This is a genomic window from Herbihabitans rhizosphaerae, assembly GCF_004216555.1.
Lineage (GTDB): Bacteria > Actinomycetota > Actinomycetes > Mycobacteriales > Pseudonocardiaceae > Herbihabitans > Herbihabitans rhizosphaerae.
The window spans coordinates 42412-65218 of sequence record NZ_SGWQ01000010.1; the positions used below are offsets into that span (position 1 = coordinate 42412).

A 22807-nucleotide genomic window follows, 5' to 3' on the forward strand; every position below is an offset into this window, starting at 1 on the left:
CGGCATGAGTGAAGTCAGCGAGGTGCTGCCGCCGGAGGCGCGGCCACTGTTCTCCGCGCCGGTGTTCGTGTCGATGACCACGATCAACCCGGACGGTGCGCCGCAGTCCAGCGTGGTGTGGGCGCGACTGGACGGCGAGCAGATCTTGATCTCCACGATCCACGGGCGGCGCAAGTACCTGAACCTGGTGCGCGATCCGCGGGTGACGCTGCTGGCGTTCGATCCGGAGGACCCGTACTTCTACGTCGAGGTGCGCGGCGCGGTGGAGCTGACCGAGGAGGGCGGTCCGGAGCTGATCAACGAGCTGTCGCAGGCGTACATGGGTGAACCGTTCGGCGAGCGTCCGGCGGAGACGCGGGTCGTCGTCCGGGTGACACCGCGGAAGGTGATCGCCCACGTCGGGCCCCAGAGCCGCCGTCGTCGCGCCGGCTGATCGCGAGTCCCGCGCTGTGCACCGGCGAGTTCCGCGCCCTGCACCGGCGAGTCCTGCGCTGTGCACCGGCGAGTCCCGCGCTCAGGCACCGCGAGTTCCACCCCGATGGCCGTCCACAGTGGACGGCCATCAGGTGCGCATCAGGTCAGCCGCACACCAGGACAGCGGCACGATCTCCTGTCGGTCTCCCGGGATGGCGGAGCCGCCGATCAGCGTGCCGTCGGCGTTGACCGAGGAGACGGTGTAGCGGTAGTCGCCGCCGGGCAGCGGCAGTTCGACGGTCTTGCCGTCGGCGAGCAGCCACGCCTTCGTCGCGTAGTCGGTTGTCCAGGTGATCCAGCCGCGACCGTTGATCTTGACCGACAGGCTGCCCTGTGGGTCGAGCGTGTCGACTGCGCCGGTCTGCAGGTTCCACCGCGCGATTGTCGCGGTCGGCGCCGTGTCGCTCTCCACCGTTCCGGCCACCCATGGCCTGCTGATCGCGTCCGCTCTGATTCTGGCGTCAGCGGGCAGGCCGTCCGGGCGCCAGAGGTACGCGGGTCGGTCCACGGGGAGCCGGTCATCCCTCGACGTGATACCCGACGCCGTTGTGATCTGGGTGCGCGCGAATTCCGCGCTGTGCATCGGCGTGGGGGTGGCTCCTGGGTGGCACTGGGGGTGTGGCGGCGCGGTATTGTGCGGGCCGATACTCACAAGTCAAGGGCGCCTTCGGCGTCGCTTCGCGACTCGCTTCGCTCGCCCTGGACTTGTGAGCCTCGATCGGCCCTAACCGCAGGCGCTACGGGCAGGCTCCGCCTGCCTTTTGCCCGTACCGCGCCGCCACCTTGCTCCCATTGTTCACCCCATAGTGGTGGACCTTTTTCGGTAGAATCGAGGTATGAGGGGACAACAACTAATCGACGAGCTCCGGGCTCGCGAAACCCACATTCGACAACTCGAATACGAGCGACTTCAACTCGTCCACGAAATCCATGAGCAAGGCATCGCCAAAGAAATGGGCGCCTACTCCACGGCATCGTTCCTGCGGGACACCGTGCAGATCACACCCGCCGACGCACGCAGGCGAGTAGCCGACGCCAACGCGTTGTTCGGCTCCACCACGCTCACCGGGCAACCCATCGAGGCACAGCTACCCGTGGCGGCGCAAGCTCTCGCCGCTGGGGCGATCAGCCGCGACCACGTGCAGATCGTGCGCACCACCCTCGACACACTTCCCGCCGAGCACCATGCCGAGGTCGAGCAACTCCTCGTGGAGGAAGCCGAACACTTCGACCCCGTCAAACTCGGCAAGCTCGCCACCCGAACCCGCGCCCACCTGCAACCCGAACAAGTTGTCCTGGAAGAACAACAGGCCCGTAAGCGCATGGAATTCTCCATGGTCGAAGACATCGACGGCACCATCCTGCTGCGCGGACGACTCTCACCCGAATGCGCCGAAGTCCTCAAGGCAGCACTGTCACCACTGGCGAAACCCGCCGGCAAAGACGACGACCGATCCGCTACACGCAGGTGGGCCGACGCGCTCGTTGAGTTGGCGCACCGCATCCTCAACTCCGACACCCTGCCGCAAGACGGCGGACGGCGACCGCACCTCGCCATCACGATTTCCTACGAACAACTCCGCGACCAGATCGGCCTCGGCCATGGTGACTTCGGTGCGATGATCACACCCCAAACCATTCGGCAGATCGCCTGCGACGCGGGCATCACACCCATCGTGTTGAACAGCGAAGGCCAACCACTCGATGTCGGACGCGAACAACGAACCGTCACAGCCACCATTCGCGCCGCACTCATCGCCCGCGATAAGGGCTGCTCATTTCCTGGGTGCGATCGGCCACCAGAATGGACCGACGCACACCACATCATCCACTGGATCGACGGCGGAATAACCTCGGCAGAACTCATGACCTTGCTCTGCCGATACCACCACACGATCATTCACCAACAAGACTGGGAAATCATCATGCAGAACGGGATCCCGTACTACATCCCGCCAGCGTGGGTCGATCCGCAGCGCAAGGCGATTCGCAACACGATGCACATCGCCGCGTGATCAGGGTTTGAGCACGACCTTTCCGACGGTGGCGCGGCTCTCGAGGGCAGTGTGCGCGGCGGCTGCTTCGGCGAGTGGGAAGGTGCTGGCGCTCACCGGTGTGAAGCGGCCGGATGCCACTGCCGCGAGGGCATCGATTTCCAGGCCGCGCAGGCCGCCGGGGCGGTTCATGATGCGGGCGCCGACCGCCACTGAGGCCGTCATTCCCTTGGCCCACACGTCGTCCTGGGTGAAGGGCGTGGGCTCGCCGGAGGAGTAGCCGAACATGATCAGCCGGCCGCCGGGGCCGAGGAGGTCGAGTGCCGCGCGTCCTGCGGTGCCGCCGACGCTGTCGAAAACGACCGTCACGGTTCGGCCGTCCAGGGCGGTGCGCACCTGGTCGGGCCAGTCGGTCTGCGTGTAGTCGACCGCGACGTCGGCGCGGAGGGCTCGTACGCGGTCCACCTTGGACGGGCCGCCGGCGACACCGATGACCGTGGCTCCGACGTTGCGGCCCTCTTGTACCAGGAGGTTTCCGATTCCGCCGGCGGCGGCTGTCACGAGGGCGACGTCGTTTTCGGTCAGCTCGGCCAGTTCGAGCACGGCGAGCGTGGTCCGGCCGGTGCCGATCATCGCGACGGCCACGTCGTCTGCCACCTCGTCGGGTAGCTCGTGCACGTTCTCCACTTCGCGCACGGCCAGTTCCGCGTAACCTCCGCTGGCCTGGCCGAGGTGCGCGACGACGCGCTTGCCCAGCCACGACTTGTCCACTCCGTCGCCGATCTCGTCCACCACGCCGGCGACCTCGCGGCCCGGGGTCATCGGCAGCTCGGGAAGCGGGAACGGCCCGCCGAGGTTGCCCGACCTGATCGACGTGTCGAGCAGGTGCACGCCCGCGGCCGAAACCGCGATGCGTACCTGGCCGGGACCCGCGTGCGGATCGGCGACCTCTTCGAATACCAGGTTCTCAGCGGGCCCGAAGGCGTGCTGTCGGATGGCGTGCATGACGTCAGGCTAAAACCTCTAGTAATCTGGAGGTCAATGGTGATCACGGTCACCAGGTCGGGCGCAGGTGTCCCCGTGCCGCGATCTTTGCCAGATCGTCTCGCAAGGCGCGCATTCGCTTGGCGCCCAACTGGTTCAGCCACGGCCGCACGACATCGGCCGCGGCCGCGTCGGCTGCGCGGGTGCAGGCCGACCCTTGTTCGGTGAGGACCACCAACCGGGCTCGCGCGTCGAACGGGTGGGGTTGGCGCTCGACGTAGCCCTTTCCGACCAGTTCCTCGACGAGTTGGCTGGCGGCCTGTTTGGTCACACCGAGGTGCTCCGCGAGTTCCCCGACGGTCGCGCCGTCCGGGGCGAGTCTGGCGAACGCGAACCCGTGCGCCGGGCGCAGGTCGTCGAACCCGCGCGCCACCACTCCGGAGTGGATTCCGTCGACCAGTGTGTTCGCCGCGCCGAGGACGAGCGCGCTCAGTTCCAGCGCCTGGGTGTCTGCCGTGCTCATCGAAGAAGTTTGACACAGGTGGGCAAGGTGCTTGACTATGTAGTCAAGTGGCTTGACTAAGTATGAAGGAGTGCAACGAAATGTCAGTAGTACACGCCGGTGACGCCGAGGTCCACGAGATGCACGGCGCCACCTTCACCTCCTACGTCGCGCCGCGCACGGGCAGCGGTGAGCTGTGCGCGTGGCGGCTCGACATCAAACCCGATACCACGGGGGTGGCGCACAGCGTGACGCGCGAGGAGGTGCTCTATCTGCTCGACGGCGAACTGCGCGTCACCGTGGAGGGTGTCACTCACACGGTGATCAAGGGTGACGCCGTGCTCGTCCCGGCGGGCGCCACGTTGCGGGTCGACAACCTCGGCCCGACCACGGCGACCGCCTGGGTCAGCACCAGCGTCGGCCTGGAGGGCGTGCTGGCCGACGGCACGCGCATCACTCCACCGTGGGTCTCCTAGCAACCCGCGCACGCCCGGCGCGTCCACCGGACATGGGAGTGGATAGACATCTGAATATCGACGGTCTCGTCAACGCGCGCGACCTCGGCGGCCTGCCGACCAAGGACGGGCGCACGGTGCGCAAGGGCGCCGTGGTCCGCACGGAGGCGCTGACGCGGGTCACCGACGCGGGCTGGGCCGCGCTGGTCGACCACGGCGTGCGCACCGTGATCGACCTGCGCGGGGACGACGAACTGGAGCGCAATCCGGCGATCGCGCAGAGCCCGGACCAGGTGCGCAGGCTGCACCTGCCGCTGGACGACCTCAGCGACACCGAATTCTGGGACGAGTGGCAGGCGCTCAGCGCGACTCCGCTGTACTACCGGCCGTTCCTCAAGCGCTACCCGGCCACGGTCGCCCGGATCATCGGCGCGATCGCGGACGCGGAGCAGGGCGGCGTCCTCATCCACTGCGCCGGCGGCCGGGACCGCACCGGGCTGATCTCGGCGCTGCTGCTGGCCTTCGCCGGTGTCTCCGCCGACGACATCGCGACCGACTACCGGCTCAGCGACGAGCGGCTGGTCACGCTGTTCTCCGTGCTCGGCATCGAGGACCCGTCACAGGTGATCGCGTCCACGCTCGCCGAGCGCGGGACCAACGCGCACGCGGAGATGATGGCCATCGTGGACTCGCTGGACGTGCCGCACTATCTCGCCGACGCGGGCCTGACCGAACCACAGCTCGCGGCGCTGCGGCACCGGCTCGTCAGCCCATAATCGGCTCGTCGAAGAACGAGTCGCCGTCCCCGGAGTCCTTGTCCGCTTGCGTTTGCGAGCCGGCCTGTCCGAAGTGGACTCCGGCTCCGGCGCGCCGAGCGCGGGGCCGGGCGGCGGCTCGGGCACGTAGCCGCTCTCGGCGAGGTCGTCGTTGAACGAGCGGGCCTGCTCGGTCGGCGGCTGCGCGCGCAGTTGGGCGGCGAGCGAGTCCATGCTGTCCAGCTCGCCGGTCACGTCGCCGGTGATCTCGTCACGCCCAGGCGGCCCTGGCTTGTTGGCCATCCGCTCATGGTACGCACGATGACCCGCCCCGCATGGCGAATCAGGAGAGGGCCTGCCGGTAGGCGTCCACGGTCAGCTCGGCGCACCGCCGCCAGGTGAACGAGCCGACGTGCGCCCGCCGCGAGGTGAGCGCCGCCGGGGTGGCCGGCTCGGCGAGCGCCGCCGCCAGCGCCGTGCGCAGCGCCTCCACGTCGCCGTAGGGCACCAGCGTGGCGTGCCCGCCCGAGGTCTCCCGCAGTGCCGGCACGTCCGTGCAGACCACCGGAACGTCGCAGGCCAGCGCCTCCAGCACGGGCAGCCCGAAGCCCTCGTCACGCGACGGCAACACCAGCGCCGACGCGCCAGCCACCACATTGCGCAGGTCCACGTCGGGCAGGTAGCCGGTGGCGATCACGCGATCGCCGCCCTCGTGGCCGGGACCGGCGAGCACCAGCGGCGGCAGTTCCGGGCTCGCCTCGTGCGCCTTGCGCAGCCAGTCCAGCGACTTGCGCGGGCCGGCGGCGCCGACGAACAGCAGATACTCCGACGGCACGCCGATCTTGGCGCGCAGGTCGTCGCCGGGCGGGCGCGCGGTGAACCACGCCGGGTCGACGCCCAGCGGGGTCACGGCGATCTTGTCCTCGGGCACGTTCAGCCGCTCGGCCACCCGCTCGGCGACCGCCTTGGTCGGGGTGAGCACGATGGACGCCCGCGCGGCCGAGCGCGCCACCAGCTCGGGCAACTCGGCGTCGCCGGGCGACAGCTCCTCCGGCGCGTCGAAGAAGGCCAGGTCGTGGACGGTCAGCACACCGGCCGCGCGCATCGCCGGCGGCAGCACGAAGTTGGTGCCGTGCACGACATCGGTGAACCCGGCGAACAGCTCGATCGGCGGGAACGGCGCGCGCAGCCAGCACTTGCGCAGCAGTCGCGCGGACACCGGCATGCCGCGCGCCGTCACGTCGTGCGGCAGCACGGTGCGCAGCTTTCGCCAGCCGCGCAACGTGAACGCCACCGCTCGAATGTCCACTGTGGACATCGAGGCGAGCTGCTCGGTCAGCGCCGAGGTGTAGCGGCCGATCCCGGTGCGCGCGCCGAGTAACGGTGTGCCGTCCACCAGAACCCGCAGTCGCCCCTTAGCCATCCCGGTTCCCCTTGCGGCGCCGCGCCAGCTCGCCGCCGACTCGGCGCACCCGACCGGCCGCGCGCCGCGCCAGTTCGGCCGGCCCGCCCAGGTCCAGGTACTCGCGCACCAGCGAGAGATCCCGTCGCACCACCTCGCGCGGGCGCAGCGGATCGTTGAGCACCAGGTCGTCCGCGCCCGGCAGGCGGTCGGCGGCCGGACGGGGATCGCGGCAGAACTCGGCCAGCGGCGCGAGCACCGTGTCCCAGGTGAACCGCTCCCGCACGACCGCGATCCGCTCCCGGCAGCCCTGCGCGTACTCGGCGTCGTAGAGCACCCGTTCCAGCGCGGAGGCGAGCGCGCGCGGGTCCTCCGAAGGCACCACGACGCCGAGCCGCTCGGTGCGCACCAGGTCGGCGAACGAATCGCCGTCCGTGGTCACGATCGGCAGCCCGGCCCACAGGTAGTCGAGCACCCGCGTGCGGAACGCGAACGTCGTCTCCACGTGCTCGTAGTGCGTCGTGACCCCGCAGTCCGCGTCCAGCAACCAGTTCTGCCGCTCCGAGTAGGGCACCCACGTCTCGTTGAAGAACACGTGCTCGCCGGTCAGCCCCAACTGCGCGGACAGGGCACGGGTGCGCGCGCCGATGTCCATCTCGGGCACCTCGGGATTGGGGTGCTTCATGCCGAGGAACATCAGCTTCGCGTCGTCGTGGCCCTCGGCGAGCACGCCCATCGCGCGCACCAGGGTCAGCGGATCGAACCAGGAGTACACCCCGCCGGCCCACAGGATCACCTTGTCCGACTCGGCGGCCGTGACGCCCTTGATCGCCGGCGCGGTGCGTTGCGGCGGCTTGCCCGGCAGCCCGAACGGCACGGTCGCGAGCAGCGAGCGGACGGTGGGATCGTTGTCGTACAAGGAAGGCGTGAGCCGGCCGAGCGCGGCGAGGTGGCCGAGCCAGAAGTGCCGTTGCCGTTCGGAGGCGCACAGGAAGAAGTCGCCCCGGTCGAGCTGCGCGTTGAGCACCTTGGTGACACCGACGAGATCGAGCGCCCGCTGCTCGTCGGTGGAGTCCTTGCCCTGTTCCAGCAGCTCGAGGTGCATCGGGTCGTACATGTCGCACACCACGATCTTCGTGGAGTCGTCCTTTTTCAGACCCTGTGCCATCTCCAGCGCGTGACCCTGCAGCACCACCACGTCGGCCCAGTCCGCGTGCGTTTTCAGTTCGCGCGGTTTCGCTTGCAGGACAGGGAAAGCGGCCTCCGGCGGCGCGCACACCGGGTTCACCGTGACCAGCCGCACGTCGTGCTCGCCGGCCAGTACGTCGGCCATGTTCCACGCCCTGATCGCCGGGCCGGCCATCCGCTCGGCCAACGCGTCACCGGTGATCACCAGGATCTTGCGCCGCCCGCCGAACGCCTCCTCCAAGCCGAACGCCTCGACCAGAATGTCGTGCGCGGCGAGGTAGCGCGGCAGCGGGTACGCAGGCTCCATCGCCTTGCGCAGCAACGGAACCAGGTCCGCGTCGGTGCGCCTTCGCGCGGCCTGCTCGGTGGCGCGCGAGGCCGCGAGCGAGGGCAGCAGTTCGACGAACTGGTCGATCGCCAGCACCCCGGCGAGCGCGGTCCTCGGGATCGCCACGTTCGGGTCGTCGGGCGTCTCGCCTCGGCGGGTGATCTCCAACTGGGTCGGGTCGATCTCGCCGCGGGCGGTCGCGCGGCGCACGGTCAGCGCGAGTGCGGCGGGCAGCGCGCGGGCCAGCGTCTCGTCGGAGAGATTCTTGTACAACGCCGCCAAAGCGTTGCGCTCCAACAGGTACAGCTCGCGTGCGCCGTCCGGGGTGTCCACAGTGGACATCGAGGCGTGGTGGCGGTGATAGGCGACCGAGGACGGCTCGTAGCGCACCCGCCAGCCGCGCAGGTTCAGCCGCCAGCCGAGGTCCACATCCTCGTAGAACATGAAGAACCGCTCGTCGAACCCGCCAAGCTCGTCGAAGACCGAGGCGCGCACGAACATCGCCGACCCGGTGCCGAACAGCACGTCCTTCGGCGCCTCGTGCCGCTCGGGATCCACCTCGGACAGCGGCTGGCCGGCGTGGCGCTTGTAGCCCATGCCGAACCAGGTCAGCCCGCCGTCCACGAAGTCGACGCGCTCGCCGTCCCAGTCCAGCACCTTGCTGGCGACCGCGGCGACGGTCGGCTCGGCGCGCAGCACCCGCACGGCCGCGCGCGCCCAGTCGCGGTGCGGGCGCGCGTCGTTGTTCAGGAAGGCCAGCACCGAGCCGGTGGCCGCGCGCGCACCGAGATTGCAGCCGCCGGCGAAGCCCAGGTTCTCCGGCGACTCGATCAGCTTGATGCCCGGCTCGGCGCGCAGTCGCTCCGCGTCGTCACCGCCGTTGTCCACGACGATCAGCTCGAGCGACTCGTGCGGATAGTCCAGCTCCTCGCGCAGCGCGCGCAGGCACGTCACGGTGTCGTCCGCGCCGCGGTAGTTCACCACGATCACCGACACCGTCGGCAGAACCGCCCCCTCGACCACCCTGGCTCCTTCCAGACCTCCCGCACCGTCGGCCATGATATGCGGCCCGGCCGAGTCCGACCGCGCCGCGACCGGTTCCGCCAATCCTGAACAGATCCTTACGCGCCCGCCGCCCGGGAAACCGGGCCGCCTGTAACGCGGTCCGACCCTGCGACCGAGTCAACGGAACGTAGGGAGTGGGGACCATGCGGGAGAGCAACCGGAAGTGGATCGCGGTGGCCGCGGCGGTGGCCGTGCCGCTGGTGCTGGGCGCGTGCTCGACACAGATCGCGGGCACGGCGGTGCCGGCCATCGACGTGACGGTGTCGCCGGAGCCGACCGAACCCACCGAGCCGACCGAGCCCACCACGACGCGGCCGACCACCACCCGGCCCACCACCATGACCACGGAGTCGACCACACCGCCGGCCCGGACGCCGCCGCCGATCAACGCGGCGTGCCCGCTGCTGCCCGGTGCGCAGGCCGCGCCGATGCTGAACACACCGAACCTCACCACGGCGGAGGTCCCGGCGGCGCAGGTGCCGCTGGGCACCCAGTTCGCCTGCGACTACCTGCAGAGCGGCCGGAAGGTCGGCACGCTGGCGGTCCGCTACTACGACTTCGGCCAGGCGCTCGGGCCGGCGCTGGTCAAGGCGTACGCCGACCAGAGCGCGGCGGCCAAGCCGGTGCCCGGGGTGGGCGAGACGGCGTTCTCGTTCCAGCACCCGCAGTCGGCCAATCAGGTCGGACTGGTCAGCGGCAAGACGGTCGGCACCGGCTACGCCATGGTGATCCTGCAGTTCGGCGCGCAGAACCCGCGCGGCGTCAGCGCTGGTCTGCCCGGCCTGGTGCGCGGCGTTCTCGGCAAGTTCTGAGTTGTCTATCGAGGGCAAGGTCGCCGAGTCGGCTTCGCCGACGGCCTGTGGTCTTTTTGCTTGGGTGGTTGGGGGCCGCGAGGTGGGTGGCTGGGTTTCGTGGGTGGTCCAGCCACGCCACCTCCACGACAGCGGGCTCGTTCCTCGCCCGCTGTCCCTCCGGCGTCGTAAGGGCGACCGCCCTCGACAATGAATTGCGACCTCAGCGTGGCTTTCGCTCGGTGCGGTCAACACACCCGGTTGCGTGAAGTCGGTAGGTGGGTCGACGTCGGTAGGTGGGCCGAGGGTGGGTGGGCAGGTCAGGTGTTGGGAGGTCGTGAGGGTGACCTCTCCGCCGCCCGCGGCCGTACGTGCACCACCTTCACGTTTCCCGCCCGCTCTTGATCTTGCCTGACCTGCGCTTTCTCGGTGGGCGACGGACTTTAGCGGGCTAAAGTACGCGAAGGGGCGTTGGTGCGGTTGTCAAGTTCGGGCGGCCCAGTGGCGCCAGATCTCGGTGCGGGGGATGGAGCTGCGGGCGCTGATCCGGGTTCGGGCGAGGAGCGTGGACGGGAGACGGGCGAGTACTTCGCCGAGTACGCGCAGCCGCAGGGGGAACCGGAGGTTGGGGGCGGGCTCGGTGAGCCGTCGCAGGGGGAGCAGGGCGGTGGTGGCGGTGAAGGCGATCAGTTCGCGGGCGGCGACGGTCAGCGGCGCGCAGCGGAACAGGGTCAGCAGCCGGTTGCGCTCGTTCCACAGGTGGAACTGGCGCGAGCCGATTCCGGTGCTCGCGCCGTGCGCATGCCGCACCCGCGCCTCGGGAACCGAGATCACCGTCCACCCGGCCAGCCGCATCCGCCACGCCGTGTCGGTGTCCTCGTAGTAGCAAAAGAACTCGGCCGGCACGCCGCCCACGTCGGTCAGCACCGATGTGCGCACCAGCGCCGCGCCACCGCAGAACCCGAACACCTCGGGCAAGTCGGTCACGTCGGCGGTTACATCCGCGCCATAGCCGCGCGGGGTGAGCCGCACGCCCGTCGACTGCGGCACGCCGTCCATTGATTCCAGCCGCGCACTCGCGGCGGCGGCCCGCGGATCGGCGTCCAGCGCGTCCTCGAGCCGGCCGAGCCAGTCGGCGGCGGGCGCGGTGTCGTCGTTCAGCCACGCCATGAACGGGGTGTCCACTTGGGACAGCGCCGCGGCGAGCGCGCCCGCGTAACCGATGTTGCGGCTCATCCGCACGGTTTTCGGGCGAGACGGGTGGTTCGCGGCCAGCTCCAGCGACCCGTCGTCGGAGGCGTTGTCCACCACGATCGTCCGATGTGGACGATCTTGGGCGGCGAGTGCGTCCAGGCACGCCGTGATGTGCTCGGCGCCTCGCCAGGTGACCACCACGACCGTGCTGCGTCTCACGGCATGGCAGGGTACATCCGTGCCCGAGCTGGTCGTGTTGACAGAGCAACTCCTCGCGCCGGTTCCGGGCGGCACGGGGCGCTACACCGCCGAGCTGGCGCGCGCGCTCGCCGCGACGACCCCGAACGGTTGGTCCGTAACGGGTGTTACGGCGGCACATCGTGACCTCTCCGCCGCGCGGCTCGCCGGCGTGCGCGGCCCCCGCCCGTTGCCGCTGCCGCGACGGGCGCTCACCCTGGCCTGGGAGCGCGGCGTGCCGCTGTGGCCCGGCGGTCGACACAGCGGGGACAGCGTGCACGCGCCGACCCCGCTCGCGCCGGCCGCGCCGAAGAAGGGCAGGCGGCTCGTGGTGACCGTGCACGACACGGTCCCGTTCACCCATCCGGAGACGCTCACCCCGCGCGGCGTGGCCTGGCACCGCGCGATGATCACGCGCGCCACCCGCACGGCGAGCGCGGTCGTGGTGCCGACCGACGCGGTCGCCGAGGAGCTGCGGCGGTACGCGCCCGGCCCGGCTCCGGTGCACACGGTGCCGCACGGAGTGTCCGCCGTCTTCACCGAAACCGTTGCGCCGCAACGATTTCCGGCAGGCTACATTCTGGCGGTGGGCACCATCGAGCCGCGCAAGGGGCTGGACGTGCTCATCGACGCGCTGGCGCACCCGGCAGCGCCCGATCTGCCGCTGGTGATCGTCGGACAGCCCGGCTGGGGCGCGGTGGACCTCGCCGCACGGGCCGCCGAGCGCGGGCTGGCCGAGGGCCGGGTGCGGCTGGTCGGCCGGCTCGACGACGCCGACCTCGCCGCGATGATGGCCGGCGCCACCGTGCTCGCCGCGCCCAGCCACGCGGAGGGGTTCGGGCTGCCCGTGCTGGAGGCGATGGCGGCCGGCGTGCCGGTCGTGCACACCGACGTGCCGGCGCTGGTCGAGGTGTCCGCGGGGGCGGCGGTCGTCGTCCCGATCGGCGATGCCGGTGCGCTGGCCGAGGCGTTGGCCGAGGTCGCCGGGGATAGCTCGCGCGCGGCCGCGATGGTCGAACGGGGACGTGCTCGGGCGGCCGAACTGACCTGGGAACGAGCCGCCGAGGCGGTGTGGCGACTGCACACCGAGGTGTGAATGGCGGCGAGTTAGGGCGTTCGGGGAAAAACCACAACCCCACGGTCGTAGGCTTGTGCCCGTGAGATCCGGCGAACCCAGCGTCCTGGTCGACGCTACCGCCGTCCCCGCGGACCGCGGTGGCGTCGGCCGCTACGTGGACTCGCTGGTCGCCGCCCTGGACGCGGACGGCGCGCCGATCAGCGTGGTGTGCCAGTCGCGCGACATCGAGCTGTACACCCGGCTGGCGCCGTCCTCGCGGGTACTGCCCGCGCCCGACTCGGTGTCCACCCGCACGGCCCGGCTCACCTGGGAGCAGACCACGCTGCCCCGACTCGTGCGCCGGATCGGCGCGAACGTGCTGCACTCGCCGCACTACACCACGCCGCTGGCCAACCCGGCCGCGTCCGTGGTCACCCTGCACGACGCCACCTTCTTCACCGACGCCGTGCTGCACTCCTCGGTCAAGGCGCGCTTCTTCCGGGGTTGGACGCGCGCCGCCCTCGCTCGTGCGTCGATGTGCGTGGTGCCGAGCGAGGCCACCGCGTCCGAACTGGTACGGGTCGCCGGGGCGGACGCGACACGGTTGGAGGTCGTGCCGCACGGCGTGGACACCGACCGGTTCCACCCGCCCTCACCCGAAGAGGTCGACGCCGCCCGTGCCGCGCTGGACCTGGGCTCCACGCCGTACGTGGCGTTCCTCGGCGCGCTGGAGCCGCGCAAGAACGTGCCGGCGCTGATCCGCGGGTTCGCCAACGCGTGCCGCGGCCGGGCCGATCCGCCCGCGCTGGTGCTCGCCGGGCAGCCCGGGTGGGACAGTCAGGTGGAGCGTGCGCTGGACGCGGTGCCGCACCGGCTGCGCGTGATCAGGGCCGGGTACCTCGCCTTCGAGCACCTGGCCGGGTTCCTCGGCGGCGCGGAGGTGGTGGCGTACCCGAGCCTCGGCGAGGGCTTCGGGTTGCCCGTGCTGGAGGCGATGTCCTGCGGCGCGTGCGTGCTCACCACCCGCCGGCTCGCCCTGCCCGAGGTCGGCGGCGACGCGGTGTCGTACTGCGGGGTCGGCGCGGGTGACATCGGCGCCGCGCTCGCGGAACTACTGGACGACCGCACGCTGCGGGCCACCCTCGCGGCGGCGGCGCAACGCAGGGCCAAGGAGTTCTCCTGGAGCCTGAGCGCCGACGCGCACCGCGAGGTATACGCCCGCGCGGCGGCTCGTGCCCGGGTGGCGCACTGAGCGTTCGGCGCCTCGGTGCAGAATGTGACGCGTGACCGAGCCAACTCAGTACGGCGACGAGATCGGCGTCGTGACCGTCACCTACTCGCCGGGCGACGTGCTGACCCGGTTCCTCGACACGCTCGGCAAGGCGAGCACGCGACAGGTGCGCGTTGTGCTGGCGGACAACGGGTCGACCGACGGCGCGCCGGAGCGCGAGGCCGAGCGGGACGGCGTGACGCTGGTGCCCACCGGGGAGAACCTCGGCTACGGCGGCGGTGCGAACCGGGGCGTGGCCGCGTTCGGCGAGGACGTCGGGTGGATCGTCGTGGCCAACCCGGACATCGAGTGGGGCGAGGGTTCGCTGGACGAGCTGGTCGCCGCCGCGAAGCGCTGGCCCCGCGGCGGCTCGTTCGGGCCGCTGATCAGGGAGCCGAACGGCGAGGTGTACCCGTCCGCGCGGCTGCTTCCCTCACTGGGCAAGGGCATCGGGCACGCGCTGCTCGGCCGGGTGTGGCCGCGCAACCCGTGGACCACCGCGTACCGGCAGTCCGACACCGATGTGACCGAGCGCGCCGCCGGCTGGCTGTCCGGCTCGTGCCTGCTGCTGCGGCGGGAGGCGTTCGACTCGGTCGGCGGGTTCGACCCGAGGTACTTCATGTACTTCGAGGACGTGGACCTGGGCGATCGGCTGGGCAAGGCCGGCTGGCACAACGTGTATGTGCCCAGCGCGGAAGTCGTGCACATCGGCGGCCACGCCACCGCGCGCGCGTCGGCGAAGATGCTGGCGGTGCACCACGACAGCGCGTACCGCTACCTGGCCGACCGGCACCAGGGCTGGCGGTGGGCGCCGGTGCTCGCGGCGATCCGCGCCGGGCTCACCGTGCGGCTGAAGCTCCAGACGCGCGGAAACTGAGGGTTATTTCCCGTCGAGGCGCTGGGAGAGTGACCGGCGGCCGGTGACCTGCTGCTTGATCGTCGGGATCAGGCCCTCGGTCGGCGCCTCGCCGCCCAGCGCGGACGGGGGCTGCTCCGACTCCTCGGCCTGCACAGGCTCCTGGGGCCTCGGCGGCGGCTTCATGTACTGCGTGTGCGGCTTGTGCGCCGGCCGCGGCGGGGGGTTGATCGACTGCGTGACGTCCGGGATCTCCAGCTCGGAGATGATCGGCAACGGGCCGGTGGTCGGGTCCGGGTCCCCGGCTTGCGGTGCGGCCGGAACGTCAACGGGCGCAACGGGTTCCGGGTTCTGGCGGGCGTGCGGCACCGGAGGCTTGGCACGCTCGCGGCCGGACCGGTTCGGGTAGACCACCATGGTCATTTCGGGGTCGTCCCGGTCCGCCTCGGCGACAACGGCGCGCGGGATCTGGACCGTGTTCATCGCGTCCATGGGCGACACCGCGTCCTCGGGAGTCACGACGAACGCTCCACGCGCTCGAGCACGCGCCAAGAGCGCGTCGGCCCGTTCGCGGGGGTCCATGCGCTGGCCTCTCCTACCTTGATCGGTGTCTTGTAGGCAGGGTATTCCCTTTCGGGTGCCCGCGTCAGCGGACACGGTAATCAAGTGCTTCGGCAAACGCTCACACGCGGTCGGTGTGACCAAGCTCCTTGAGTACCTCGGTCAGCTTCTTGATGTCCTGGGCCCGGTCCCGCCTGCACACGAGCACGGCGTCCTCGGTGTCGACGATGATCAGATCCTGCACGCCCAGGGTTGCCAGCAGGCGACGCGAGGACGGCACCGCGATGACACCCTCGCTGTCCACGTGCACCACCGGCGCCGCCTCGCCGACCGCGACCGTGCGCCCGCCGTCGGTCTCGGTGCCGAGCAGCTCGCCGAGGGCCGCGAAGTCGCCGATGTCGTTCCACCCGAAATCGCCGGGCACGGTGGCCACCTTGCCCTCTTCCGCGGCCGGCTCCATCACCGCGTACTCGACGGCGACCTTGGGCACGGTCGGCCACAGCTCGGCGAGCACGTCCTCGCGCCGGTCGGTGTCCCAGGCGTCGGCGATCGCGTTGACCGGCTCGGCGACGTCCGGGCGGCGCGCTTCCAGCTCGGCGGCGAACAGGTCCACCCGCCAGACGAACATGCTGGCGTTCCACAGGTAGCTGCCGGACTCGACGTACTCGGTGGCGGTGTCGAGGTCCGGTTTCTCCTTGAACTCCAACACCTTCTGGATGACGCCCCGGCGCACCGGCTCGGTGCAGCGCAGGTAGCCGAAGCCGGTCTCCGGGTGCGTGGGGGAGATGCCGATGGTCATCAGGTGACCCTCGCGTGCGCCGTCCACCGCGCGCGCCACGGTCGCGGCGAACTCCGCGGTGTCGGCGATCAGGTGGTCGGCGGCGAAGGACGCCATGATCGCGCCGGGGCTGCGCCGGGCGATGACGGCGGCGGCCAGTGCGATCGCGGCGCACGAGTCCCGGGCGAGCGGTTCGACGAGGATGTTGCGCTCGGGCAGGCCGGGCAGCTGACGCGCGACCGAGGCGGCGTGCGCGGTGCCGGTGACCACCATGAGGCGCTCCGGCGAGGCCAGCGGCGCGAGCCGGTCGTAGGTGGCCTGCAGCAGGGAGCGGTCGGTACCGGTGAGCGGGTGCAGGAACTTCGGGTTGCCCGCGCGTGAGACCGGCCACAGGCGGGTGCCGCTGCCTCCGGCCGGGACGACGACGTGCAGCTCGGGATTCTCTGGTGGCGTCATGGTGCGTTCGACTCTAGTAGTTGTAGTTTCACGGCGATGACGTCATCCACGGTCGAGGAGCGGCACACCAGGTCGTGGGTGCCGCCGTTCCCGCTCGACATCGCCGGGGTGCTGGCGCCGCTGCGGCGCGGGGCGGGCGATCCGGCGTTCCAGGCCGATGACGCGGGCGTGCGCTGGCTGGCCGCGAACACGGCGAGCGGGGTCGGCACGCTCGCGGTGCGCAGGAGTGGTGGCGCGGTCGAGGCGACCGGGTGGGGCCCGGGCGGACTGTCCCTTGTGGACGGTGTGCCGGCGCTGCTCGGCGCGGCGGACGACGACTCGGATTTCGTTGCGCACCACCAAATCGTGGCCGAGTTGCGGCGGCGCAACCCGCACCTGCGGCTCGGGTCGACCGGCCGCGTGTGGGACGTGCTGGTGCCGTCGATCCTGGAGCAGAAGGTCACCGGGTACGAGGCGCGCCGGTCGTGGCGGGAGCTGTGCCGGCGGTTCGGCACGCCGGCTCCCGGTCCCGCGCCGGCCGGCATGTTCGCGCCGCCGACACCGGCCGCCGTGCTGGCGATCACCGACTGGCAGTGGCACGCCGCCGGGGTGGACGGGGCGCGGCGGCGGGCCCTGATCGCCGCCGCGCGGGTGGCCGGCCGGTTGGAGCGGGCGGCGTCGCTGCGCGGCAAGGAAGGACGATCGCTGCTGCGCAAGGTGCCCGGGATCGGCGTGTGGACGGCGGCCGAGGTGGCGCAGCGGGTGTGGGGTGACCCCGACGCGGTGAGTGTCGGGGACTTCCACATTCCGTCGGTCGTCGGACATGTGCTGCTGGGCCGGAAGTTGGACGACGCCGGCATGTTGGAGGTGCTGGCGCCGTACTCGCCGCAGCGGCAGCGGGTGGTGCGCTACATCGAGGCGGGCGGGATCTCCCGGCCCCGCTTCGGCCCGCGCTACGCCGGCCGGGATTACCGTGCGCTCTGAGGGCGCCCGGCCCGATGCACAGCGCGGGACTCACCGGTGCAGGGCGCGGGACTCGCGGGTGCAGGGCGCGGGACTCGCGGGTCAGGGGCGGTGGACGGTGTGGTCGCGCTGCAGTGCGGGGTAGTCCACGGCGCGTACCCGGGCCCGCGTCGACTCCAGGTCCGACCCGCAGCAGTGCCGCCGTGGCCTCGCGGGACGTCACGAGCTCGTCCAACTCGGCCTTGATCTCCTTGTGCGGCAACGAATTCTCGCGCGGGCAGAACCCGTCCGCCGGCGGCCGGTCGTCCACCAGGAACCGCAGCACGGTGTCGCGACCACACGTGTTCGGACTGGCACGCAGCACGCCGTGACCGCCGTGGTCCACCGTGACCAGCCCGGCGAGGCCGCCCAGCGCCGCGCGCATCTCCCGGGCGCCGACCAGCGGGGTGGCCGGGTCGCGCAGGTTCTGCACCAGCAGCACGTTCGACGGTCCACGATCACCGATCGCCACCGGCCGGCGCCGGTCGGCCTTCCAGAACGCGCACGGGTTGACGTTGGCCGCGGCCGGGCCGAACTTCGGGTGCAGCAGGTGTTCGCGCAGCACCGCCCGTTGATAGAACCCGACGTCGCCCGGCCAGTCGGAGTCGTTGCACAGCACGGTCAACTGTCCGGCGGCGTGGTTCTCGTGGTCGGGATAGCCGCCACCGGGCGGCGGGGTTTCGGGTGGCAACGGCTCGCCCTTGTCCAGCTTGTGCCAGCGGTCGGCGACGCTCGGGAACGCGGCGTCCTTGTACAGCCCGTTGAAGATGCCCGCCCGGAACCTCGCGCCGTCCACGTCGCCGACCGGTCGGTGATCCAGTCGGGCGGCCAGCGCGTGGAACTTGGCCGTCACCTCCGACGGGGAGCGGCCGAGCCGGTAGGTGTCGTGCCGGCGCGCCACCCACTCGGCGAGGTCGGGGAAACGATCGTCGAACCCGACGGCGAACCGTTGGTGCGCAAGGACATCGAGCCCGGCGCGGCCCGTCACGCTGTCCAGCACCACCCGGTCGGTGCGCTCCGGGAACAGGGTCGCGTACGTCGCGCCGAGGTAGCTGCCGTAGGAGGTGCCGTAGAAGGAGATGCGCTCCTCGCCGAGGGCGGCGCGGATCCGGTCGACGTCCCGCGCGGTGTTCTCGGTCGAGATGTGCGGCAGCAGATTCGCGGTCCTCGAGTTCGCACACTGATCGGCGACGGTGCGCGCGGTGTCGGCCTGCCGTGCCACGTCCGCCGGCGTGCGGGCGTACGGGCCGATCACCACCCCGCGCTGGTGTTCGCCGAGGTCGCAGGTCACCGGCGTGCTCATGCCGATCCCGCGCGGGTCGAAGCCGATCAGGTCGTAGCTCTTGAGCACCTCGCCCGCGCCGGCGAGCTGTTCGAACTGCAGCGGCATCGGCAGCGCCGGGCTACCCGGGCCGCCGGGGTTGAGCAGCAGCACGCCGCGCCGCCTCGCCGGGTCGTCGGCCACCCGCCGCGAGATTTCCACGTCGATGGTCACACCATCCGGATGGTCGTAGTCCAGCGGCACTCGCAGGGTGGCGCACCGCAGCTTCTCCATCGGCAGACCGTCGACGCGCACACAATCGTGCCACCCCAACGGTTCCGCGCCGGGGCTCGCGTGCGCCACCACGACTCCGGCCACCGGCACCGCCACGGCGATCACGGCGAGCAGAGCAATCTTCGTCCGTTTGATCACGGCGACGACTCTGCCGCGGTCACGGCGAGCACATCGAACCCAGGGCCGATCAGACCCTGGTACGACGACGAGCGAGCGTGACCATCGTCGCGATGCCCGCCGTGCCGTCCTCATCCCGCGGCAGCGCGTCGACGGGCCACCAGCGCAGATCGTCGGACTCGTCACCGCACACCGGCTCCGCGCCGGCCGGCGCGTGCACCAGGAAGCGCACGTCGAAGTGCCGCGTCGGCTTGCCGAGCGAGCAGGTGATCGGGTGCACGGCCAGGTGCAGCGGGTCCGGCTCGATCACCAGACCGTCCACTCCGGACTCCTCGGTGGCCTCCCGCAGCGCCGCGTCCACCAGCGTCGCGTCCTCCGGCTCGCAATGCCCGCCGAGTTGCAGCCACCGGCCGACCCTCGGGTGCAGCGTCAGCAGCACGTGCTCCCCGGTGGAGTCGAGCACCAGCGCGGAGGCGGTCAGATGCCCCGGCTCACAGGCACGCTCGCACGCGTCCGGCCGGGCGGCGAGCAGGCCGAGGAACGCGTGCCGCAGCGACTCCTGATCCTCCGCCGAAGTGTCCCAAGTGGACAGTGCGGCCACCGCAGCGGGGTGCAGGGTCACCGGGAGACCAGCCCTTCGTCGGGGTCGCGCGGCTCGCGCGGGGTCAGCGGCTCGGCGCCGTGGCCGACCGCGACCGCGCCCAGCGGCTCCCAGTCGGCCGGCAGCTCCAGGATCTCACGCACCGGGTCCGGGCAGAAGATCGTCGAGGACACCCAGCAGGACGCCAGCCCCTCGGCCGCCAGCGCCACCAGCAGTCCCTGCACAGCGGCCCCGCCGGCGACCGTGAACATGGTCCGCTCGGCCTCGGTGCGGCGCGCGTCCGGATAGTCGTGCGACCCGTCCCGCACTAGGAACGGCAGCACGATTTCCGTTGCCCCGTAAAGAATGTCGCCCCGTCGTACCCGCTTGGCGATGCTGTCGTCGGACCGTCCGTCGCCGCGCAGGTCGTCCTTCCACGCCTCGCGCATCCCGTCCAGCAGCCGCTTGCGCCGCGACCGGTCGGCCAGGTGCACGAACCGCACCGGCCGGGTGTGGTGCGGGGCCGGCGCGGTGAGCCCGGAGGCGACCGCACGGCGCAGCGCGTCGACGTCCACCGGCTCGTCGGTGAACGACCGCACCGACCGCCGCAGCAGCACCGCCTCGCGATGCCCCTGCGCGATCGCCTCCGCCGTGCCGAGCCGGAACAGGTCCTCGTCCACCGGGCGCACCAGGTCGGCGGCCACCGCGGTCGGGTGCCCGATGTCCAGCCCGCGCAGCACGGCCACCGGCACGCCGCCCAGCTTCCCCTTCACCAGGTCGGCCGCGGCCGCGATCTCGTCGGCCACCGCGACCTCGGTGACCACCAGCTCGTTGCCCTGCTTGTCGACGGTGCCCTCGTAGGAGTGCAACACCTGGATGCCGGACGCGCCGATCGCCGCGTCGGTCTGCCCGACCCGCCACGTGCGGCCCATCGTGTCGGTGATCACCACGGCCACCTCGACGCCGAGCCGCTCGCGCAGCCCGGCCCGCAGCGCGTGCGCCGAGGCGTCCGGATCCGTTGGCAGCAAAGCGATCTCGCCGGATTCCACATTGGACGCGTCCACTCCGGACGCGGCCTGCACGATGCCGAGGTGGTTCTCCGTGATCAGCGTCCGGCCGTGCCGCGCGACGATCCGCACCGATTCGTCGAACACGGCGCGCCGCCGGGCCGCGTCGCGCTCCTCCGGGTCGGCCGGCACCGACCGCAACCGTCCCTCGATCTTGGAGACCACCTTGCTGGTCACCACGACCACGTCGCCCGATCGCAGCCAGCGCGCCGCTTCGGCGATCGCACCGGTGAGGTCGTCGCCGGGACGGAATTCGGGTAGCCCGGTGACCGGGATGATCTCCAGGCCGCGCGGCGCGGCGTGATCGCTAGCCAAGATCGGCCCCCGCGAGCGACAGCGCGGCGCGGGCGATCTCCGCCGTCGCGTCCACATCGGACATGATCAGCGGCAGCGCGCGGGACGCGACGCCCGGCACGTGCGCGGTGTCGCCGGTGTGCACCAGCCAGCCGTCCAGGATGCCGGTCTCCGAGTCGTGCCGGGAGCCGTAGTGCACGCCGACCGCGGCCGCCGTGGTGTCCACGCCGATCGCCTCCAGGCACTTGTCGGCCATGCCGCGCAACGGTTTCCCGCCGATGATGGGGGACACGCCGACCACGCCGGCGCCGGTCTTGCGCAGCGCGTCGCGCACTCCGGGCACGGCGAGCACGGAGCCGACGCTCACCACCGGGTTGGACGGCGCGAGCAGCACCGCGTCCGCCTTCTCGATCGCGTCCAGCACGCCGGGAGCGGGTGTCGACTCCTCCGCGCCGACCGGCACGATCTTGTGCGCGGTCGGCTCGGCGCGGTGACGCACCCACCACTCCTGGAAGTGGATCGCCTTGCGCTCGCCGTCCTCCGAGATCACCACGTGCGTCTCGACCCGGTCGTCGGTCATCGGCAACAGCCGGACGCCGGGGCGCCACCGGTCGCACAGCGCCTCGGTGACCGCGGACAGCGGGTACCCGGCACGCAGCATCCGCGAGCGGATCAGGTGCGTGGCGATGTCCTTGTCGCCGAGGGAGAACCAGTCCGGGTCGGCGCCGTAGGAGGCGAGTTCCTCCTTGACCGTCCAGGTCTCTCCGGCGCGACCCCAGCCGCGCTCGGAGTCGATTCCTCCGCCGAGGGTGTACATGCACGTGTCCAGGTCGGGACAGATGCGCAGGCCGTGCAGCCACACGTCGTCGCCGGTGTTCACCAGCGCGGTGACCTCGTGCTCGCCCTCGCCGACCGCTGGCAGGTCGAGGGCCTTCTTCACGCCGAGCAGGAACCTGGCTCCGCCGACCCCGCCGACGATTACCGCTACCTTCACGGACGCGAGATTAGCCTCCCGGCCGAAGCTCAGCGCCAGAACATGAAATTCGAGTACCCGACGATCCACCACGGCTCGCCGCCGATGCCCTCGAACACCCAGCCGGCCACGTCGAACAGCACGCCGCTGGCGCCCGGGATGCCGATCAGGACGGCGAACAGCACCAGCGGCGCCCAGGGCCGGGCCTTCGCGCCGAGTTCGCGGGCGCGGTGCGACAGGTAGGGCTCCAGCGCGCCCCAGCCGTCCAGGCCCGGGATCGGCAGCATGTTCAGCACGAACGCCAGGATCTGCACCAGCGCCAGGTAGGACAGCGCGGCGGCGAGCATCGGCGCCGGGTTGGTCAGCGCCATCGCGATCGTGATCAGAATGCCCAGCCCCAGGTTGGCCGCCGGACCGGCCAGGGACACCGCCGACTCAACCCCCTTGGAGCGCAGCGAGTAGTGGTTGATCCACACCGCGCCGCCGGGCAGCGGGATGCCGCCGGCCGCGAGCAGCAGCAGCGGCAGGAACAGGCTCAGTACCGGGTCGGTGTACTTGCGCGGGTCGAGGGTCAGATAGCCCTTGAAGTACACCTCGCGGTCGCCACCCCGGAAGGCGGTGAACGCGTGCCCGAACTCGTGCAGACACAGCGACACCGCCCAGCCGCCGATCACCAGCAGCCAGGTGCCGGCGATCGTGCCGGCGCTCTGGTACTCGTTGTCCAGACCTGTCAGCACACCGCCGGCAACGGTCAGCGCGATCAGGCCGAGGAAGATGGGCGACGGGCGCACCACTGATCTCTGCACCCCACCAGTGTGGCGGATCTTCGTCCCGGGTTTTTCTCGCGCCCTCCCTCACCAGGGTGGACCAGGCAATATCGCGTCACCCATGCG

General features: G+C 71.2%; 21 protein-coding genes and 1 pseudogene. 9 read left to right on the forward strand and 13 right to left on the reverse strand.

Going from position 1 to position 22807, the window contains the following annotated elements; all coding sequences use genetic code 11:
- Positions 1-4 precede the first annotated feature (4 nt).
- Entirely contained in the window at positions 5-433 is a 429-nt protein-coding gene (locus EV193_RS25115; RefSeq protein WP_130347121.1) for a PPOX class F420-dependent oxidoreductase, read from the forward strand.
- Positions 434-562: 129 nt separating this feature from the next.
- Here the strand turns inward: EV193_RS25115 and EV193_RS25120 are convergent, their stop codons facing one another.
- Entirely contained in the window at positions 563-982 is a 420-nt protein-coding gene (locus EV193_RS25120) for a hypothetical protein (RefSeq protein WP_130347123.1), read from the reverse strand.
- A 328-nt stretch (positions 983-1310) separates the two neighbouring features.
- On the opposite strand from EV193_RS25120, the gene EV193_RS25125 reads away from it, so the two are divergent.
- Positions 1311-2489 carry an HNH endonuclease signature motif containing protein gene (locus tag EV193_RS25125; RefSeq protein WP_130347125.1) on the forward strand — a complete coding sequence of 393 codons (1179 nt, stop codon included), beginning with the start codon at positions 1311-1313 and terminating at the stop codon, positions 2487-2489.
- Here the strand turns inward: EV193_RS25125 and EV193_RS25130 are convergent, their stop codons facing one another.
- The gene (locus EV193_RS25130) at positions 2490-3473 is read right to left on the reverse strand and encodes a zinc-binding dehydrogenase (protein ID WP_130347127.1); all 984 of its coding nucleotides are present in this window, start codon (positions 3471-3473) and stop codon (positions 2490-2492) included.
- A 49-nt stretch (positions 3474-3522) separates the two neighbouring features.
- A complete protein-coding gene (locus EV193_RS25135) occupies positions 3523-3975 on the reverse strand; it encodes a MarR family winged helix-turn-helix transcriptional regulator (protein WP_130347129.1) in 453 nt (150 codons plus the stop codon).
- A gap of 80 nt (positions 3976-4055) precedes the next feature.
- Here EV193_RS25135 and EV193_RS25140 point away from each other — a divergent pair, with 80 nt between their 5' ends.
- Both EV193_RS25140 and EV193_RS25145 read left to right on the forward strand, forming a co-directional pair.
- Positions 4056-4430, forward strand: coding sequence for a cupin domain-containing protein (locus EV193_RS25140; RefSeq protein ID WP_130347131.1), 375 nt, complete (start codon positions 4056-4058; stop codon positions 4428-4430).
- Between the two features lie 38 nt (positions 4431-4468).
- Positions 4469-5185 carry a tyrosine-protein phosphatase gene (locus tag EV193_RS25145; RefSeq protein WP_242613654.1) on the forward strand — a complete coding sequence of 239 codons (717 nt, stop codon included), beginning with the start codon at positions 4469-4471 and terminating at the stop codon, positions 5183-5185.
- Positions 5186-5507: 322 nt separating this feature from the next.
- Here the strand turns inward: EV193_RS25145 and EV193_RS25150 are convergent, their stop codons facing one another.
- A complete protein-coding gene (locus tag EV193_RS25150) occupies positions 5508-6587 on the reverse strand; it encodes a glycosyltransferase family 4 protein (RefSeq protein ID WP_130347135.1) in 1080 nt (359 codons plus the stop codon).
- Positions 6580-9105 (reverse strand): glycosyltransferase, encoded by a 2526-nt coding sequence (locus EV193_RS25155; protein WP_242613655.1) that lies wholly within the window; start codon positions 9103-9105, stop codon positions 6580-6582. The genes EV193_RS25150 and EV193_RS25155 overlap by 8 nt, the downstream gene beginning before the upstream one ends.
- 185 nt (positions 9106-9290) lie before the next feature.
- On the opposite strand from EV193_RS25155, the gene EV193_RS25160 reads away from it, so the two are divergent.
- Entirely contained in the window at positions 9291-9959 is a 669-nt protein-coding gene (locus EV193_RS25160; RefSeq protein WP_130347139.1) for a hypothetical protein, read from the forward strand.
- A gap of 462 nt (positions 9960-10421) precedes the next feature.
- Here EV193_RS25160 and EV193_RS25165 read toward each other — a convergent pair whose 3' ends face one another.
- Entirely contained in the window at positions 10422-11351 is a 930-nt protein-coding gene (locus EV193_RS25165; protein WP_130347141.1) for a glycosyltransferase family 2 protein, read from the reverse strand.
- A 19-nt stretch (positions 11352-11370) separates the two neighbouring features.
- On the opposite strand from EV193_RS25165, the gene EV193_RS25170 reads away from it, so the two are divergent.
- The 3 genes from EV193_RS25170 (at position 11371) to EV193_RS25180 (ending at position 14573) form a co-directional block, all read left to right on the forward strand.
- Complete coding sequence (locus EV193_RS25170; RefSeq protein WP_130347143.1) at positions 11371-12465, forward strand: glycosyltransferase family 4 protein; 1095 nt, start codon at positions 11371-11373, stop codon at positions 12463-12465.
- A 61-nt stretch (positions 12466-12526) separates the two neighbouring features.
- Complete coding sequence (locus EV193_RS25175) at positions 12527-13678, forward strand: glycosyltransferase family 4 protein (RefSeq protein ID WP_130347145.1); 1152 nt, start codon at positions 12527-12529, stop codon at positions 13676-13678.
- A 31-nt stretch (positions 13679-13709) separates the two neighbouring features.
- Entirely contained in the window at positions 13710-14573 is an 864-nt protein-coding gene (locus EV193_RS25180) for a glycosyltransferase family 2 protein (RefSeq protein WP_130347147.1), read from the forward strand.
- Positions 14574-14576: 3 nt separating this feature from the next.
- On the opposite strand, the gene EV193_RS25185 is transcribed toward EV193_RS25180, so the two are convergent.
- Together EV193_RS25185 and EV193_RS25190 are read right to left on the reverse strand one after the other, a co-directional pair.
- Entirely contained in the window at positions 14577-15071 is a 495-nt protein-coding gene (locus EV193_RS25185) for a hypothetical protein (RefSeq protein ID WP_242613656.1), read from the reverse strand.
- 163 nt (positions 15072-15234) lie between these two features.
- Complete coding sequence (locus EV193_RS25190; protein ID WP_130347151.1) at positions 15235-16347, reverse strand: mannose-1-phosphate guanylyltransferase; 1113 nt, start codon at positions 16345-16347, stop codon at positions 15235-15237.
- Between the two features lie 36 nt (positions 16348-16383).
- Here EV193_RS25190 and EV193_RS25195 point away from each other — a divergent pair, with 36 nt between their 5' ends.
- On the forward strand, positions 16384-17310 hold the full coding sequence (locus EV193_RS25195) for a DNA-3-methyladenine glycosylase family protein (RefSeq protein WP_130347153.1): 927 nt from the start codon (positions 16384-16386) through the stop codon (positions 17308-17310).
- A gap of 274 nt (positions 17311-17584) precedes the next feature.
- Here EV193_RS25195 and EV193_RS25200 read toward each other — a convergent pair.
- The 5 genes and pseudogenes from EV193_RS25200 to EV193_RS25220 form a co-directional block, all read right to left on the reverse strand.
- A pseudogene (locus EV193_RS25200) lies at positions 17585-19135 on the reverse strand (alpha/beta hydrolase); the annotation flags it as partial.
- Positions 19071-19622 (reverse strand): NUDIX hydrolase, encoded by a 552-nt coding sequence (locus tag EV193_RS25205; RefSeq protein WP_130347155.1) that lies wholly within the window; start codon positions 19620-19622, stop codon positions 19071-19073. The gene EV193_RS25205 and the pseudogene EV193_RS25200, both read right to left, overlap by 65 nt.
- A complete protein-coding gene (locus EV193_RS25210; RefSeq protein ID WP_130347157.1) occupies positions 19619-21019 on the reverse strand; it encodes a coenzyme F420-0:L-glutamate ligase in 1401 nt (466 codons plus the stop codon). The genes EV193_RS25205 and EV193_RS25210 overlap by 4 nt, the downstream gene beginning before the upstream one ends.
- Positions 20955-21935, reverse strand: coding sequence for a 2-phospho-L-lactate transferase (gene cofD, locus EV193_RS25215; protein ID WP_130347159.1), 981 nt, complete (start codon positions 21933-21935; stop codon positions 20955-20957). The genes EV193_RS25210 and cofD overlap by 65 nt, the downstream gene beginning before the upstream one ends.
- Before the next feature lie 29 nt (positions 21936-21964).
- Entirely contained in the window at positions 21965-22720 is a 756-nt protein-coding gene (locus EV193_RS25220) for a site-2 protease family protein (protein WP_130347161.1), read from the reverse strand.
- Positions 22721-22807 lie beyond the last annotated feature (87 nt).

Coding starts and splice junctions, on each gene's coding strand:
- EV193_RS25115 (WP_130347121.1), top strand. CDS start 5: ATGAGTGAAGTCAGCGAGGTGCTGCCGCCGGAGGCGCGGCCACTGTTC.
- EV193_RS25135 (WP_130347129.1), bottom strand. CDS start 3,975: ATGAGCACGGCAGACACCCAGGCGCTGGAACTGAGCGCGCTCGTCCTC.
- EV193_RS25150 (WP_130347135.1), bottom strand. CDS start 6,587: ATGGCTAAGGGGCGACTGCGGGTTCTGGTGGACGGCACACCGTTACTC.
- EV193_RS25160 (WP_130347139.1), top strand. CDS start 9,291: ATGCGGGAGAGCAACCGGAAGTGGATCGCGGTGGCCGCGGCGGTGGCC.
- EV193_RS25210 (WP_130347157.1), bottom strand. CDS start 21,019: ATGTGGACGCGACGGCGGAGATCGCCCGCGCCGCGCTGTCGCTCGCGG.
- EV193_RS25190 (WP_130347151.1), bottom strand. CDS start 16,347: ATGACGCCACCAGAGAATCCCGAGCTGCACGTCGTCGTCCCGGCCGGA.
- EV193_RS25140 (WP_130347131.1), top strand. CDS start 4,056: ATGTCAGTAGTACACGCCGGTGACGCCGAGGTCCACGAGATGCACGGC.
- EV193_RS25195 (WP_130347153.1), top strand. CDS start 16,384: ATGACGTCATCCACGGTCGAGGAGCGGCACACCAGGTCGTGGGTGCCG.
- EV193_RS25130 (WP_130347127.1), bottom strand. CDS start 3,473: ATGCACGCCATCCGACAGCACGCCTTCGGGCCCGCTGAGAACCTGGTA.
- EV193_RS25125 (WP_130347125.1), top strand. CDS start 1,311: ATGAGGGGACAACAACTAATCGACGAGCTCCGGGCTCGCGAAACCCAC.